This window comes from Methylomonas defluvii (assembly GCF_033949435.1).
In the GTDB taxonomy this organism is placed as follows: Bacteria; Pseudomonadota; Gammaproteobacteria; order Methylococcales; family Methylomonadaceae; genus Methylomonas; species Methylomonas defluvii.
Genome location: NZ_JAXARY010000007.1, coordinates 1 through 16,480 on the forward strand (window position 1 = coordinate 1; position 16,480 = coordinate 16,480).

The window sequence follows — 16,480 nt, forward strand, 5'->3', positions numbered from 1 at the left end:
GACTGAAACATTTTAGAGCTATTGCCACCCGATATGACAAACTAAAACGCAATTTTGAAGGTGCTATCGCCCTGGCTTGTGCATTTATATGGTTACCGATGTGAAACGGCAACAGCCCCTATTGAACTTGATATGTCTGAGCGTCTCCTTAGGGTCGATAGCGGTAAGTCAACAATCTCAATCCTCCCGCTTTGCCCTGAACACCAGACTTCCCTGTTGGTTATTCAGCCGCAACTTGCGCAAGACAGAAATATTTTCAGCTACCGGCCAAGATGATGTTTGGACCTGATAATGTATATAGCGGAAATACAAAGGGGACAGCAGCCAGTTTGCCAAGCTTTTACAAAAACCTTAGCCACTGCCCCTTAACTTCAGCGGCGACTCAAACCGCCACGCCCTGCGCATCGAACAAGCCTTCGAATAAAGCAGAGCTCAAATACCGCTCGCCGGAGTCCGGCAGTACCACCACAATGGTCTTGCCGACGTTTTCCGGCCGTTTTGCCACCCGCACTGCCGCCGCGACCGCCGCGCCGCAGGAAATTCCGGATAACAAGCCTTCTTCCCGCGCCAAACGCCGCGCGTATTCAATCGCTTCATCATTACTGACTTGTTCGATGGCATCGATCATGGATAAATCCAATACATCGGGCACAAATCCGGCCCCTATGCCCTGAATTTTATGCGGACCCGGTTGCAAATCTTGACCGCTACGGTGTTGACTCAATATCGGGCTAGCTTCCGGCTCCACGGCAATAGAAACGATGGGTTTGCTTTGCGTGAGTTTGATGTAGCGCGACACGCCGGTTATGGTGCCGCCGGTGCCGACTCCGGCAACCAAAATATCGACCGCGCCATCGCTGTCATGCCAAATTTCCGGTCCGGTGGTCTGCTCGTGGATTTGCGGGTTAGCGGGGTTTTTGAACTGCTGCAACAGTACATAGCGTTCCGGATCGGAAGCGACAATCTCTTCAGCCTTGGCAATGGCACCTTTCATGCCTTTGGCGCCCTCGGTCAGCACCAGTTTGGCGCCGTAGGCCACCAGCAATTTGCGGCGCTCGATACTCATGGTATCCGGCATCGTTAAAGTCAACGGAATGCCGCGGGCGGCGGCGACAAAGGCCAGTGCGATGCCGGTATTGCCGCTGGTTGGCTCGATTAACTCTTTGCCGGGTCCCAGCAGGCCGCGCTGTTGCGCATCGTTGATCATAGCCGCGCCGATGCGGCATTTCACCGAATATCCAGGGTTACGCCCCTCGACTTTAGCTAACAGGGTGACTTGAGCGCCGTCGGTAATGCGGTTAAGCCTGACCAGCGGTGTTTTGCCGATAGACTGTGAATTGTCGGGATACCAATATGCCATAACATTTTCCTTCAAAATGGATAGTCCAAAAAAAGCCAGTGCGCATTGACCTGCACTGGCTGTTTGTGGGGTTGAATTAAGCTCACACCGCTAAATCAGAAAAACGTGCTGCACACGCCCTGAATAGCCGTAGTACCACAGCTCCAAGATTGCGCCTGTTTGAAGATTTTTGCAACCTGCAGCCAGGCGCATCGTGCATCCCTGGGATAGCCGGCCATCAATCAAAGACAGTAAATTCAAACCGCAAGAGAGCACCGCCAGCCAAAGCCTAGCGTTACCGAAAAGTAATTGAAGGTTGGAAGAATGATCCTGAATGCGCACACCGGTGAAGGCATGCGCGGAATCGGCAGAATTTACTTTTTGGATGTTCTGATAATTGAAGTCAGATGACGACCGCATTGTGCGCAAACAAAGTTTCCGGTGGGTACGCCGGAGACATATTCTTTGGCTAAGGACGGGTGGTCGCAGTGCTCGTCATTTCTGCTTTTAGTGGATGTATCTAATTTCTTTGCGTCCATAATCTTCCCCTTGCTTTACGCATACTTACAGGATTATTTAACAAATTTTTTTACGTTAAAAGTTAAGCAAAAAACATACACAGAGAACACAAGCTTATGTACTTAAAAGACTTTTATTAGCCGCAGACCAAACCCAGCAAAAGTCGAACCGTCAGGTGTAAATTTTCTCGACTTAGCCATTGACGCTAACCATCCGCTTTACCGATACAACAGCCGCTTAATACGCCAATTTGCAGAATTTGAGCAGCTAATAGAGTGAAATCGAAAAAATCAACTGAACCAGTTTGTTTGCTTGCAAAAAAGCTGCTGTAAAAAATTCCGACAGCTGATAAACGCCGGGGATCTGGCCGGCTACCAGGGAATTTACCGGGCCAAATACCATTATTCAAGCCGCCGGACCGCGCAACCATTTCGGAAAATAATCAATGTGTGGCAAACCGACAGGCACAAAAAAGGGGCTCGTAAGCCCCTTTTTACGATTGCGTGGAGCAGTTTATTTAACCGCTTCAGCAATTTTGTTGAACGCTTCAACCCGTTGCTTGCCGGTATTGGCTAAATCGATGCCATTCTCGACGATCATTTGAATCAAGCCCGGTGTGCTGTAAACGATTTTGCCCATGTAAGCCACTACCGGCACGGCAACAATCGCACCGAACAAGGTACCGATACCTACCATATGTAGCATTTTGGTAATCAACACCACTATATCCAGCGGCAACAAAATCAAAGTACCGAAGTACAACAATACGATGAATGTGAACAGCGCGAACACCACAAACTGCAGCAGTCTTACCAATGCGACATTAAGGTTTTTCATGTTAATTTGTCTCGAATGAATGAAGAATCTTTTGCAAACACAGGCAACGAACTTGTTTTTCGTTGCCATTTCAGCCGGTTAGCCAACTGGCGGCATTATAAAATAAAAGCCCTACTGTTTCTTGCTTTTTTGCCGACTAACCGTGGCTTGGACGCCTATTCATCTGACTGGAATTGATATGCCGCGGGTTTCTTTTCGATAAAAAACGGATGCAGCAAAGCGCCGGCAACGAAACCACCCAGATGCGCCCACCAGGCCGAATCTACTGCGACATTATCTAAAACCGCTGCGGTGAATACATCGCCGATTTGGATAATCACCCAGAATCCAAGAAAGGCTATCGCCGGCACATGGAAAAACAGAGGATAAAACAGGATGGGAACCAGTATCACTACGGTAGCTTGCGGGAAGCGAAAAAAATACGCCCCCAACACGCCGGCGATGGCGCCGGATGCACCCACCACCGGCACCGCCATCTTGGGATAAAAATACCACTGCGCATAGGTTGCCAACAGTCCGCACAACACATAAAACGCCGCAAAGCGTTTATGTCCCATCAAGTCTTCGATGTTGTCGGCGAATATCCATAAAAACACCATGTTCATCAACAGGTGCAGGAAACCGCCGTGCAGGAACATATTGGTAAAAAACGACAGATAATGATCCGGCGGCAAACCAAAACTATAAGCCCAATCCGGATTGGAATAGCGAATCGGCACCATCCCGTACATGTAAACAAAGTGCTGCCCCATTTCGTCCGGCATAAACAGCATCGCTACGTACACTGCTATGCAAATAGCCATGATGCCCCAGGTCACATAAGGCTTGATGTTACAAGGTATCGAATCTCGAATGGGTATCATCTTGGGCTTCCTTCTGTAGTGGGCACAAAAATCAGAGGCTGATTAAAACTTTTCGTTCCAAGTCTTTTCCAGACGCTGCACCGAAACCGGATAAGCCGTTTTCAGTTGCTGCGCAAACAAGGACACACGCAATTCCTCCAAACTCCAGCGGAAGGCTTCGCGTTCCGGCATCGGCACCAAAGTCTTCATTTGCTTTTCGACATGCTGCCAAAAGCGTTGCGATAGCCTGTGCAGACCTTGGATGTCCGCCGAATCGGGCTTTTGCTTATCCAGACGACACTCAATGGCTTTTAAATAACGCGGCATCGCTTGTATCTGCGCCAACGGCGTATATCGTAAGAAACCACTAAACAGCAGCAAACTCAGTTGTTTTTCCAAGTCTTCCCGCAAATTTGGGCTGACGCCAGGCTGCTTCAATCGCTGTCTTACCGTTTGATAGTTTGCCATGATTTCCGTGACATGCTTGCCCACCTGATTCCCAACCGTGACCAGCGTAGCCTTTTTGGCCGCCAGCGCTGCTTCGAACTGCTGCTGGCTCCGAATCGCACTATCAGCAACAAACACACTGTTAAAGATCAAGAATAGTAGATCCTCCTTAAAATCGCCGCCCGGCCGTTCTGTCAACAACGGATGCTTGGGCAGTTGGTTATAGGCCAATTGCAAGGTGGCCTGGACCCCACTGTTTTTTAACAAATACTGGGCGTCCTTGCGGCACTGCAACTGAAACAACTTGGTTAAGCCGTCGAAATGCGCCAACTCGGCCTTATATTGCGTGTCGAGTATCTTCACCCCCACCGTGTTGCCTTCATCGACAATGGCCGGAAAGCCGATGAAGGTCTGGCCTTTTTGCATGAACTGCCAAGTCTCGGGCAAGTCGTCGAATGCCCAGGCAATGCAGCCGGTATGATTCATCTCCTCTTGCGCCAACTTGTCGAAACTGTCGCCAGCCTTGGTGGCATGATCAGCTTGCAACTTGGCCAGATTGCGACCATAGCCCAAGGCCCGGCCATGATCGTCAACGATGCGGAAATTCATCTTCAAATGATCCGGCAAGACATCCGGCTGCCATTCATTCAAGGGTATCGACTCGCCGGTCAACTTGCGCAAGCGCCCGCTCAACCACTCGAACAACGAGCCTTTAAAATCCGGCTCGATCTCCAGGCAAGCCTTGGCGGTATTCGGTACAGGTACGAAATGTTTACGCAGATGCTTAGGTAGCGATTTGATCAACGCGGTAACTTTTTCTTCCAGCATGCCCGGCACCAGCCAGTCAAAAGGCGCTTGACGGATTTGATTGAGTTGATGCACCGGTACGATGGCCGTCACCCCATCTTCGTCGTGACCCGGCTCGAAGCGGTAATGTAATTCGATGGTTAAATCGCCAATTTTTTTGCTATCCGGAAAATCCCAATCGTTGATACGGTTGTCGTCGCTGCGGGTCAGATCTTCCTTGGTCAGAAACAAAATCTTCGGATTATCGCGCTCGACTTTCTTCCGCCATTGATCGAGGGTAATGCCGCTGACCACCTCAGCTGGCAGCTTTTTATCGTAAAACTGATACAGCCACTCCTCGTCTTCCACCAAATCGACGCGGCGACCCTTATGCTGGATATAGCCCACCTCTTCCAGCAAGGCTTCGTTGGCCTTAAAAAACTGCGCGTTGCTGTTATAATCGTGATTCACCAGCGCATGGCGGATAAACATCTCCCGTGCGGCTTTAGGATCGACATTTTCGTAGGGCACTTTGCGCTTGGCCTGCAAGGTCAAACCGTACAACAGGGTGCGCTCGTAAACCCCGCTACGACCGGCGTTTTTCTCCCAATGCGGGTCGTAGTAATTTCGTTTAACTAAGTGCTGTGCGGCAGCTTCTATCCATTCCGGCTCGATTCTAGCCACGGTGCGCGCGTAAACCTTGCTGGTTTCGACTTGTTCGGCGGCCATGATCCATTTCGGCCGCAGCTTATGCTGACCGGAGCCGGGGAAGATGAAGAATTTCAAACCGCGCGCGCCCAGATATTCGTATTGCTCGTGTCTGAAACCGATATTCGATAACAAACCCGGCAGCAGCGCCATGTGGACTTGCTCGTAATTAGCCGGATTGCCGCTAGTTTTCAAACCCAAATCGCCGCGGGCCACCTGCATAATTTGAGTATGAATATCGTGCCATTCGCGCATACGAATGTAGGACAAAAAATTGTCCTGGCAGTATTTGCGGAGCTTGCTGTTGGTCAAATGCTTTTTCTGTTCTTCAAAGGCATTCCACAGATTCAGCAAACTCAAAAAGTCCGAATCTTCGGCCTTGAACTGGGCATGTTTGGCTTCTGCCTGCGGTAGCTTATCGGCCGGCTTGTCGCGTGGGTCTTGAATGCTCAAAGCCGATACGATGATCGCGACCTCGTGCAGCGAACCCAATTGCGCGGCCGCCAGCAGCATGCGCGCCAGTTTGGGGTCGGTCGGAATCTTCGCCAACTGCCGGCCAGTTTCAGTGAGATTGCCCTGCTTATCCAACGCATCGACTTCGAACAGCGAAGTCTTGCCGTCGCGGACCATTTTTTCGTCGGGCGGTTCGACGAACGGGAATTCCTCAATGTCGCCCAATTTCAAGGCAGCCATCTGCAAGATCACCGACGACAGATTGGTTCGCAAGATTTCTGGTTCGGTAAATTCCGGGCGGGCCAGATAATCCTCTTTCGAATACAACCTGATGCAAATACCCTCAGCCACCCGGCCGCAGCGCCCTGCCCTTTGGTTGGCGCTGGCTTGGGAAATGCGCTCGATAGGCAGTCGCTGGATTTTACTTTTGTGGCTGTAACGACTGATGCGGGCATGACCGGAATCGATCACGCAACGGATACCCGGCACGGTCAAGGACGTTTCCGCCACGTTGGTAGCCAGCACGATGCGCGGCTTGTTGCCGCTGGGTTTGAACACCCGCTCCTGCTCCGCCACGCTGAGTTTGGAATACAGTGGCAACACCTCGTAGCGGGCGTTATTGTGCGACTTGCGCAAGGACTCGGTGGTCTCGCGAATCTCGTGCTCGCCGCTCAAAAAAATCAGGATGTCGCCACGCATATCCCGATACAACTCGTCCACCGCATCCAGAATGGCTTGCTGCAAATCAGCGGAAGTTTCGTCGTCTTCCTCGATTAACTCGATGGGCCGGTAACGCACATCCACCGGATAGGTACGACCGGAAACGTTGACGATGGGCGCGTCGTTAAAATGCTTGGCAAAGCGCTCCGGGTCGATGGTCGCGGAGGTAATCACCACTTTTAAATCGGGCCGCTTCGGCAATAGCCAGCGCAGATACCCCATCAAAAAATCGATATTCAGGCTGCGCTCGTGCGCCTCGTCGATGATGATGGTGTCGTATTGATTCAGATAGGGATCGTTCTGCGACTCGGCCAGCAGGATGCCGTCGGTCATCAGCTTCACCAGCGAATTGGGATGGGTCTGATCGTGAAAGCGCACCTTGTAACCCACCGCCTGGCCGATGGGTTGGCCCAATTCCTCGGCGATCCGGTCGGCGACGGTGCGGGCGGCGATCCGTCGCGGTTGGGTGTGACCGATCAAACCGGTCACACCTCGGCCGATTTCCAAACAAATCTTCGGCAACTGCGTAGTTTTACCGGAGCCGGTCTCCCCGCAGACGATAGTGACTTGATGGTTTTTGATCAGCTCGGCAATCTCGTCCTTCTTGCCGCTAACCGGCAAATCCGGGTAGTTAATCACCGGCACCGACGCTCGGCGCTGATGGCAACGCCCCACCGAACGCTCGATCTTATCCGCGACTTGCTGCAAAGCCCCCGCCACATCCTTGCCCTTACTCGCCTCGCTGCGTAAGCGGTCCAGTTGCCGCTTCAGGCCGTGGCGGTCGGTGCCCATGCAGTTTTGGAGATTTTTGGCGAGTTGTTTCAGGGTGTCTTGGACGGACATGGCGCGGAGAATCTGGTAAAAGCCCGGCATTATAAGGGGTGGAGGGGCAATTTTACATTGATGTATGAAGGCGGTATAAACTGCGGCAGTTTGCTCTAATTAGCATAATCAAGATATGACAATTCAATCGTCATCCTTGCATTCGTAGGATTCGCTATGATAATCGTCCTAAGAGCTTTTCATTTGAATTAACCTCTAACAATAAGGAAGTGGCAATGGCTGATTTTCTGATTCAGCACCTAAAAAATAAAGCACATGAGCATTCAGCTCTTGAAATGTTGGTGAATCAATGGGGATTCGATGAAAAATTAATACCCAAAGCATTACAAACGATTGGCAACCTTTTTCCGCATTACAGCCGACATGATGTATCTCATAGCAAGCAAATTTTAATCAATATCGAGCGCCTGTTAGGACCAGTAAATATTGGCAAATTAACCGCTACTGACACTTGGCTACTCTTAGAAGCTGCTTATTGGCACGATATAGGAATGGTCGTACCGCAACAAGATATTGAGGATGCATTAGGAAATACCTCTTTTCGGCAATATATCGAGCAGATTCGTAACAACCCAAATCATGAATTGAATCGTTTTTCTCAGAGTTTTGATTCAAAAGACATTTCCCAATGTTTTGGTGGCGCGGACAACCCAATGGACGCAGTCGATAAATTTCGTCAATTGATGGCCGAATGGTTTAGGCAACAACACGCTGATCGAGCCAACAAAATCGTCCAAGCACCGTGGGAGAGCGTAGGCATCAGCTCACCTCGCACCGAATTGATACCGGCCAGACTATTCAAACTACTAGGTCGCATTTGCCATATGCATGGCCTACCATTCAAGCAATTGCTTTCATCAACTGGTTTACCTTTTCGAGAGGCTGGACTGGCACAAGAAGATTGCCATCCTCGCTTTATTGCATGTTTGTTGCGTATGGGTGATTTACTCGATCTCGATGACAATCGATTTTGTCCCGTAATGCAACACATTGCTGGGGAGAATCGTCCGAGCATCAGTAAAGCGCATGAAGATAAACATGCCGGCCTCCGCCATCTTCGTGTAGATCAAGAGAGAATCGAAATTACCGCAGAATGCGAAACCATAGACGGCTATTTAGAAACATTTAAGTGGTTCGATTGGCTCAAACAAGAAATACAAGATCAAATGGCCCATTGGCAAGACATAGTACCCCGTCGCGAATTTGGCTTGTTGCCCACATTGGGAGAAATAGCCGTCCGTTTAAGCGGGAATGAACAAATATTAAACGAAGGCCAACGCCCTCAGTTCGGCATTGATGCCAAGCAAGCCATTAAACTATTGCAAGGCAATAATCTATATAGCACTAAATTTGCGTGTATTCGCGAATTATTACAAAACGCGGTTGACGCCACTCTCTTGCGATTGTGGCTTACTCATCAGGAAGAGAGAAATTCCGACATATGGAAAAACCCAATTTCCGAAGATGTCAAAAAAATACTCAAAACAGGCAAAGTCGAAGTTAAATTCGAAGAATTAACATCTGATGCAAACACACCGGACGACAAATCATGCTGGAAATTAGAAATTAAAGACAATGGCACAGGAATCAGTCGAGACGATTTGGGTTACATGCTAAAAATAGGCGGATCACAAAGTAATACCACCCGCCAATTAAAAATTAATAGCATGCCTGAATGGATGAAACCATCAGGGGCTTTTGGTATCGGTTTTCAAAGCGTATTTCTAATTACCGACGTAATTAAATTAACAACAAAAAGCATTTTTACCAATGAAATACTCGAAGTAACGATGCACAGTCCAACCAAGGACAAGGAAGGATTGGTTGTTTTAAAATTATTGGAAAATAATATATCCAGACCTTATGGCACATCTATCGAAATTTTCCTACTATTCAATAAATTTGCTAATAGCTATAGTATGCCGTTTGGAGAATCACTCGTACGCAATTTTATCGATCTATATGATCCAATATTAGACAAGGCTCTGCCTTTGAATGCAGCCGAGTTGGCCGATAAAATCAATACATTTTCAGAGAATTCTTTATTACCTATTACCGGAAAACTAAAGCCCATTGATAAGCCAGAATTTGCGATAGGGTCAGAAAATTTCCCTACCGAAGAATTGATAGATAATTGGCGATTTATAGATGTGAATGAACATCAAGTTTCTCTAAAATATCAACCAAACCTAGGATTCCGTCAAAATGAGGCTTTCTATAGAGGACAACCTTTTAAGCAAAACTCGCTTTATCTCCCTAATGTCGCAGTTGCAATAAATTTAATGTCAGGCAAGGCGGGTGAGTGGTTAATGGCCAACCGTGACCAACTCATGAAAGAGGCTGAGCAAGATTTTTCGCAATTAGCTTTGCTGGCACTCGAAAAGCTTGTGCAGGATGATTTGGAGACTCCAACCTTATTTCCAGATTCCAACGCTCAACATAAAAAAGCCGTATTTTCATTATTCCTTGAATCCATGTCCTATGTTTATGGCGGCAACTGGACTAACCTTGCAAAAAAAGTTGATGGCGCATGGCTAGAGTTAAACACTAACAACATAACATTCCAAGAATTATTCGAGCGAGAATCGTGGATATTAGGGATTAAAGGGCATGATGATCGGTTTCCTATTACCGGCTGCGATCTAGTTATAAATAATGACGCATCCGGCTCTTACATAAAGGGAATAATAATTAAAGAATGGTATAAAACCACAGGAAAAACCGTACAAGTTATTGAGAACGAAAGCAATCAAAAAGATGACTTTAACTTAAGATACCAATTCGCTAAAAAACCGCAACCCTTATACAGTAACAAAGCCCTGGCAATACAATTGGCTCACCGAATGCACTTATCGGATTCTAATCGCCGCTTTATTCTGGGCTTCCAAGATAAATTCGAAAAATTATATTTAAGCGAAAGCACCAAGCTGAGAGCCGGATATCTATTTGAAATTTATCAACCAACTGCAAGATTTGTTTTGTTGCCATTTTTGTTTTCTGGTACAAGTCGTCGCAGACCATCACCCAAAGTCTCTGCCACACCATCAGAACTAGACGCCTTATGCAAATGGTTGCAACCAAATCTAGAAAAACTGGCCTCAATTGAAGAAATTCGTAAAGAGTATGAGAACTTAATTGCTTATATTGATGACGAAATTATGACTCCATCGCTTTATTGGGAAGACTGGAAAATCGCACGAGGAATTTAACGCCCGATTACCCCGGTTTCCACGCGCCGCGTGGAAACCCAGACCTTACGCGCTGCGGTGAGTTTATGCCGTAGCGCGATCAACCCCGACATTCCCACACAGCGCGTAAGAACGAGATAACGCCATGGCAGGCGATGTCTATCCGATTTAAGCGCGGCAGCAAGTAGCTTCGATGGAATCGAGGATTCAAAGGCCAACACCCTTACAATTTTCTCTGCGGACCACACCCCGCCATCCGCACTATCAGCCACGCTAAAAGGAGATAAACATGAGTCAACATCTGATTTCTTTAACCCTTTCCGATAATGATCTTGCCGACATAGACGCCGCGCTGAAGACATTGGAAGACCGCTTCGCCGGCTTCCTGGTCTTAACCCCGGAAGAGCGCCGCACCATCCTGAAGATGGGCGATAAAACCGAAGCGTTCTGCCGCCAGACGCTGACGGTGGCCACCCAAAACACTCAAGCCATTCCGCCCGGTCTCGATGTCGTCGAAGCGCAAGCCGATCTGGCAACTCTCGATAAACTCCGCCCTCGCCTGCATCGCCTGCGCGATTTAATGAGCAGAGGCGAAGATACCGATATGGCGCTGGGCAGCGATATTTATAGTTTTAGCCTGGATGCTTACGCCTCCTTGAAAATCGCCGGCAAGGGTGCGGGCTTGGAAACCCTGCGGCAGGCGATGTCTGTTCGGTTTAATCGCGGCGCCAAGGCCAAAACCCAGGCCACCCAACCTACCGACTAAGCAAGATAAGCATAATGACTGCCCGGCAAGGCTTTCCGGCTTCCGGAATAAGCTGCATTCCTTAGCGGAATAGATAAAAGCATAGCGCGCAAGCCTTTCCGCTAAAGCCGCAAGCTTATTAGAGCCACTCGCGACTTTCAAAACCTTGCCCGCAAGGTAAATTGCTGCGCGAGCAAGGCAATTTGCCAAAAGCGCAAGCCAAAATGACTTAAGCGCAAGGCCTTGAGGCCAAACCGCCACCTTATTTGGTTCGTGGGCTAGCTTCAATGGTTCGCGCGCAAGGAAAAAAGCCTTGCCCGCCAGGCAAATAAGCGTGCGCGAATCCGGAAAAGCCTAGCGCACAACTCTAATTGGCTTGCGCGCAAAGCTCTGAATCTTGCGGGTATTGCAAAATACCCGGGGTGTCCCAACTTTTTGCCAAGAGGACCAACCGACCTGCTTACGAAGACTTGCTTCAATCCAGTCTTACCCGGCCCGCAGTACCATCGACTGTCACTTTGTCGCCGTTCGTCAACGCATCCAGCACACCTCGGACACTCATTACCGCAGGTAACCCCACTTCCCGTGCTGTCACTGCACCATGCGACAAGGGTCCGCCGCTTTCGGTGATCACAGCCGCCGCCTTATAAAATAAAGGCGTCCAGGCGGGATTGGTGGTACGAGCAACCAGTACCGCGTTGGCGGGAAAATCGGCGAAATCGTCCTGCGACAACACCTTAAAAACCACGCCGCTGGCAACGCCGGGGCTACCGGGCAAACCAACAAAATCCCCGTCTTTAGCGGAACAGGCTTGTGACTTACCCAATTCCCATTCCGGTGAATGCCGCCTATGGTTTTGATAAGCCTGTTTTTCCCGGACTATGCTATCCGCCAAACAACGCCACGACGCGGCGTCGTTGAGGCGGATTGTTTCCGAGAGCTGTTCGGCTCGGGCAAAGAACACATCCATCGCTTCCGTAATGATGCCCCTCGCCTGCAAGGCGACACCCAAGGCTCGTAAACCCTTGCGGAACGGCAATGTCAATCGTGTCGTCTGATAATGTTCTATGTCGTCCAATGCGGTATAAACCCGCGCCAAGCGCAATAGCTCCTGAACAGGAAACCGCAAATCCTCCGGCAACCCGCCGATCAATTGCCGCTCGGTTTCCAACATCCGGATTTTCAGAATACGTTCTTTTTCGGCAGGATCTTCCAGGGTCGAGTCCAACATCATTTTCAGATTTTCAATCACCAGCCATGGCGCTTCCAACCAGGTCGGATGATAGGGATCGAACTCCACTTCCCGATGCCCATGATCCTGTAAAAAACGCTGGAAAGCGGCTGCAATATCTGCTTCCTGTATGAATCCACCGGAAGCCAGAAATTGCTGGCCCGTTTGGGTGCGCAACGCCTGAACAAGTTTGGGGCATTCGGCTATCCGCCGTGCCAGCCGGTAAAGTTCCTTATTGACGAAACCTGTTTTGGTTTCGCAGTACGCCAGCAAGCTATCAAAGGTCGCCGGCGCATCCGCTTCGCCAACCGCCGCCCCAACGATGCTGTACACCAGTTTGTAAAGGGTGCGCTGAGTAATGGAAATGGCAATATTAGGCAGGAAATATTCCGCACCTAGCTGTTTCACCCGCAGTACAAAATCCCACAACTCGGGAATCGAGCGTCCTGTCAGCGGCTCGGCCATTAATTCGCCAAGTCCCAGTAAATAGCGATCCAAATCGCGCGACCACGCCATCGGTAATTCCTGCACCCAGGCATAGCGTTTGCGCAGTGTCGGTAAAGCAGACAGCAGTTCGGCAACTGAACGCACGTTTAAGGAATTTGCAGTGCCTTCGGCATAAACTTCGACGGCATTCTGATTGCCGTATACATAATTATCGAACAAGGCGAACCACTTGCCGTGAAACGGCGGCAAGCCCATCAATTCGAAAGAATGCGACAGCGATTGGTGAAAACCCTCCTCCACCAAGTCCCAAGCCAGCGGCGTAATCACCGAGGGAAATCGCTCGGCGGATTCGTCACGGGTCCAGCGCGGCGGGATACGGGTAATCGGCCGTGCTTGCAACAGCCATAATTGTTCACCTTCAAAACCCCACTCTATGTCCTGCGGATAACCGTAAAACTTTTCGACGCGCCGTATCAAATCGGATAGCTCAGCCAACTCCGGTTCGCTGAGACAAGGTAAATTAGCTTGATCATCTGACAAGTTCTCGCTGCGCGTACCGGTGCGGTCGGCGACGATGCATGAGGATTTATGCGCCAACACCGCCTCCAACACTCGCCCGGACGACTTCTCCAGCAACCAATGATCAACCTGATGCTCACCACCCACCACCGATTCACCCAAGCCATAATTGGCATCGACCGACTGTTGTGCTGGATCGCCGGTAACCGGATTGATGCAAAACCCCACGCCGGCGACCCGATTGAAGGCCATTTTTTGCACCACCACCGCCATCGCAGTGTTCGATAAGCCGATACCGGCCTGCAAGCGGTAAGCAATGGCGCGGGCACTCCACAGCGACACCCAGCAATCCCGGATGCGCGAAACAATGTCGTCGATGCCGATGCAATTCAGATACGTTTCGTGCTGCCCGGCGAATGCTGCGCCGCCCAAGTCCTCGGCAGTGGCGGAGCTACGCACGGAGAATGCCGTGTCGCCCGGAAACTCAGCCAACATCGCCGCAATTGCCTGCTTCAGGCTTTCTGGCACCGGTAGCTGGGTCAACTGCTCGCATATACTTGTGCACGCCTGTTCCAAGGCCAGGGGTTCGTCTATAGGCAAATCCCGAAGCAAATCCGGCAATGCATCGTATTGCTCAATGAACGAGTAGTAACTCTCCGGCGGCAACACAAAGCCTGGTGGTACCGCAAACCCAGCCTGCGTCAAGCGGGCAAGGTTGGCGCCCTTACCGCCGGATATGGCGGAATCCAGAGCAGACGGATGATGAAAATCAAACAGCGTTGGCATAGGTATCCTTCTTGCTGGGGTTAATGGCAGGGTGATCGGCATGACGGCGAGCTTCGTACAAACCAAAGCCGGCCAACGCCAAGCCGCTGAGGACATCGACAAAATAGTGATAACGCAAATAAAGAGTAGCGATCCATAAACCCAATATCGGCAATAACAACACCCAAAACTCAAGGCGATGATGCCGTCCGGCAAATCCCAGTATATAAAGCGTCACAGCCACATGTAGACTCGGCCAGACATCGACTTTATTACTGCCTTGCTCAACCATCGCTTGATTAAATGCCGTGACCGCGCCGCCGCTCAATTTGACGTTGAACAACTCCGGATAAGCCAGCCAAGGCCCGGCAGCCGGCACCAGCAGATAACCGAGAAAACCCAAGCCGTATACCGCGAATAGGCCGGTGTAAAATTCGCCGAGCAACTCCCGGCGCCGGAAAAAATAACGCAGTAGGCTGACCAGCAATAATGGCATCAATAACAAGTAGCAAGCGCTCATTAGTTCGGTGAGCGGTGGGCTAATCCATCGTTCCAACCATACCGACGGCGTTTCGCCTATCAATAACCTATCCAATGCCATTAACTGGGCATCGAAGCGTACGCTCCGGACAGCGGGGACCGCTCCGGCCATGGCTTGATATGACACATTCATACCCACGGCCAGACTGACACAAATGGCAGCCAATAGTCCCCAACTGTGTTGTCTGGAATATCTGCGCGCCAACCCCGCCATGCCGGCCAACATCGGACAAAACAATAGACTCCAAACCGTCAGGTGCGCGATTTCCATGGCTGAAACAGCGCCCAGATAGATACTGAAATAGCGTAAGGGGGGGTCGAGAAGTTTATTCATGCGCTTTACGCTCCGCCAAATTCCGATAGGCTGTTACCAATACCGCCCTCATCTCAGGATGAAAAACCGCGTTACCGAGTGCTACCGTCAATTTACGGAATCGGTACCAAGCCAATAGGCCAACGGTACTGATCGCGCCGTAAAGAACAAACCAACTTGGTCCGGCACATACAAACAAACCCACGCAAACGGTCACGACCCAAAATAATCCTACCGGCAATCCGATTACCATGCGCCAAAAGGCAATGACATTCGGCTCGTCCGGCAAAAGCTGACTAGCGATATGCCCGGCAGCCAGTACCGGGAAATTCAATATGCTGAAACAAACGATGACAGGCGCCAGCAGTAACCAATTCACTAAATCCCGCTGCCACAAGCGGAGCGGCATTAAAGGTAGGCCTTGATGAAGAAAAAGACCTTTATCCTTGGCCACTGCCTCCAACGCCCGTAGCGACTCGGATAAACCAGGCGCAATCTGGCCCTCGAGTTTTTTTAAGTGTTCAGCGTAAGAAAGATCGGTACTTAAAATGCTGGCATAAGCCAATTTTTCTGCCATTTGCTGAGCTTCGCTATTAACAAAATTAGCCCCAACGGCCTCCAGGCCATCAGTAATCGACTGGTGTATCGCTATCTCGTCGGCGTTTTGCGGCATTATGTGTGCGCCTATTAACACCTCAACACGGCTTTGCCAGTGAGTAGGGTCTTCGTAGTGAACAGCCAAGGGCTGGATAATGGGCCTGATGCCAGCAGCCATGGCTTGGGCTACGATACGCGCGGCACCACGATTGAACGGTAAATGTCGGCAACCGAGCGAACTGGTGCCTTCCGGCATGATGAACAGTTGTCCACCCACTTTCAGTAAGTCTATGCATTCTGCCAGGGCCTTGCCGTTATTGGCCTTAATGCCGCGTGCCTTATCCTTGGCACGGGCTACCGCAATACCACGAAACAAAAATCTGCCCAGCGGTAAACGCTGCAGCTGCGCCGATACCATCGGCATCGCCAAAGGAACGGCAAGCGAATAGGGTGCGGCATCGAGTGCGCCATTGCGGTGAGTGGCTACAAACACGACAGGGCCGACTAACGTTAGCCGCTCTTTGCCGACGACTCTTATTCGACTGAATGCCAGATAGCCAATACAGCGCCATACGCCGTGGTGAAGCAAACCCGCAATATTTAGACTCGTCATACTAACGCCCTTCCTTGTCAGGCAATAT

At 50.2% G+C, this 16,480-nt stretch carries 10 protein-coding genes and 1 pseudogene; 3 read left to right on the forward strand and 8 right to left on the reverse strand.

Features of this window, described 5'->3' with window-relative positions:
• Positions 1–104, forward strand: a pseudogene (locus QLH52_RS09010) (IS5/IS1182 family transposase); the annotation flags it as partial.
• A gap of 278 nt (positions 105–382) precedes the next feature.
• On the opposite strand, the gene cysK reads toward QLH52_RS09010, so the two are convergent.
• The 5 genes from cysK to hrpA form a co-directional block, all read right to left on the reverse strand.
• Positions 383–1,360: a cysteine synthase A gene (gene cysK, locus QLH52_RS09015; RefSeq protein ID WP_319961300.1), complete on the reverse strand. Its 978-nt coding sequence runs from the start codon at positions 1,358–1,360 to the stop codon at positions 383–385.
• 90 nt (positions 1,361–1,450) lie between these two features.
• Positions 1,451–1,768, reverse strand: a complete 318-nt coding sequence (locus tag QLH52_RS09020) for a hypothetical protein (RefSeq protein ID WP_319961301.1) — start codon at positions 1,766–1,768, stop codon at positions 1,451–1,453.
• Between the two features lie 603 nt (positions 1,769–2,371).
• On the reverse strand, positions 2,372–2,695 hold the full coding sequence (locus tag QLH52_RS09025; RefSeq protein ID WP_033158040.1) for a hypothetical protein: 324 nt from the start codon (positions 2,693–2,695) through the stop codon (positions 2,372–2,374).
• 155 nt (positions 2,696–2,850) lie between these two features.
• Positions 2,851–3,558, reverse strand: coding sequence for a rhomboid family intramembrane serine protease (locus QLH52_RS09030; protein ID WP_033158041.1), 708 nt, complete (start codon positions 3,556–3,558; stop codon positions 2,851–2,853).
• Between the two features lie 42 nt (positions 3,559–3,600).
• The gene (hrpA, locus tag QLH52_RS09035) at positions 3,601–7,494 is read right to left on the reverse strand and encodes an ATP-dependent RNA helicase HrpA (protein WP_319961302.1); all 3,894 of its coding nucleotides are present in this window, start codon (positions 7,492–7,494) and stop codon (positions 3,601–3,603) included.
• A gap of 215 nt (positions 7,495–7,709) precedes the next feature.
• Between hrpA and QLH52_RS09040 the strand changes: the two genes are divergently transcribed.
• Both QLH52_RS09040 and QLH52_RS09045 read left to right on the forward strand, forming a co-directional pair.
• Complete coding sequence (locus tag QLH52_RS09040; protein ID WP_319961303.1) at positions 7,710–10,703, forward strand: HD domain-containing protein; 2,994 nt, start codon at positions 7,710–7,712, stop codon at positions 10,701–10,703.
• Between the two features lie 268 nt (positions 10,704–10,971).
• Positions 10,972–11,448 carry a hypothetical protein gene (locus tag QLH52_RS09045; protein ID WP_319961304.1) on the forward strand — a complete coding sequence of 159 codons (477 nt, stop codon included), beginning with the start codon at positions 10,972–10,974 and terminating at the stop codon, positions 11,446–11,448.
• Positions 11,449–11,902: 454 nt separating this feature from the next.
• On the opposite strand, the gene QLH52_RS09050 is transcribed toward QLH52_RS09045, so the two are convergent.
• Genes QLH52_RS09050 through QLH52_RS09060 form a run of 3 tightly spaced genes read right to left on the reverse strand, consistent with a single transcriptional unit; the run spans position 11,903 to position 16,452 of the window.
• Positions 11,903–14,410 (reverse strand): PEP/pyruvate-binding domain-containing protein, encoded by a 2,508-nt coding sequence (locus QLH52_RS09050; RefSeq protein ID WP_319961305.1) that lies wholly within the window; start codon positions 14,408–14,410, stop codon positions 11,903–11,905.
• Complete coding sequence (locus QLH52_RS09055) at positions 14,394–15,263, reverse strand: phosphatase PAP2 family protein (protein WP_319961307.1); 870 nt, start codon at positions 15,261–15,263, stop codon at positions 14,394–14,396. The genes QLH52_RS09050 and QLH52_RS09055 overlap by 17 nt, the downstream gene beginning before the upstream one ends.
• Positions 15,256–16,452: a 1-acyl-sn-glycerol-3-phosphate acyltransferase gene (locus QLH52_RS09060; RefSeq protein WP_319961308.1), complete on the reverse strand. Its 1,197-nt coding sequence runs from the start codon at positions 16,450–16,452 to the stop codon at positions 15,256–15,258. The genes QLH52_RS09055 and QLH52_RS09060 overlap by 8 nt, the downstream gene beginning before the upstream one ends.
• Between the last annotated feature and the right edge of the window lie 28 nt (positions 16,453–16,480).

Coding starts and splice junctions, on each gene's coding strand:
- QLH52_RS09040 (WP_319961303.1), top strand. CDS start 7,710: ATGGCTGATTTTCTGATTCAGCACCTAAAAAATAAAGCACATGAGCAT.
- QLH52_RS09050 (WP_319961305.1), bottom strand. CDS start 14,410: ATGCCAACGCTGTTTGATTTTCATCATCCGTCTGCTCTGGATTCCGCC.
- QLH52_RS09045 (WP_319961304.1), top strand. CDS start 10,972: ATGAGTCAACATCTGATTTCTTTAACCCTTTCCGATAATGATCTTGCC.
- QLH52_RS09055 (WP_319961307.1), bottom strand. CDS start 15,263: ATGAATAAACTTCTCGACCCCCCCTTACGCTATTTCAGTATCTATCTG.
- QLH52_RS09030 (WP_033158041.1), bottom strand. CDS start 3,558: ATGATACCCATTCGAGATTCGATACCTTGTAACATCAAGCCTTATGTG.
- QLH52_RS09060 (WP_319961308.1), bottom strand. CDS start 16,452: ATGACGAGTCTAAATATTGCGGGTTTGCTTCACCACGGCGTATGGCGC.
- QLH52_RS09025 (WP_033158040.1), bottom strand. CDS start 2,695: ATGAAAAACCTTAATGTCGCATTGGTAAGACTGCTGCAGTTTGTGGTG.
- hrpA (WP_319961302.1), bottom strand. CDS start 7,494: ATGTCCGTCCAAGACACCCTGAAACAACTCGCCAAAAATCTCCAAAAC.
- cysK (WP_319961300.1), bottom strand. CDS start 1,360: ATGGCATATTGGTATCCCGACAATTCACAGTCTATCGGCAAAACACCG.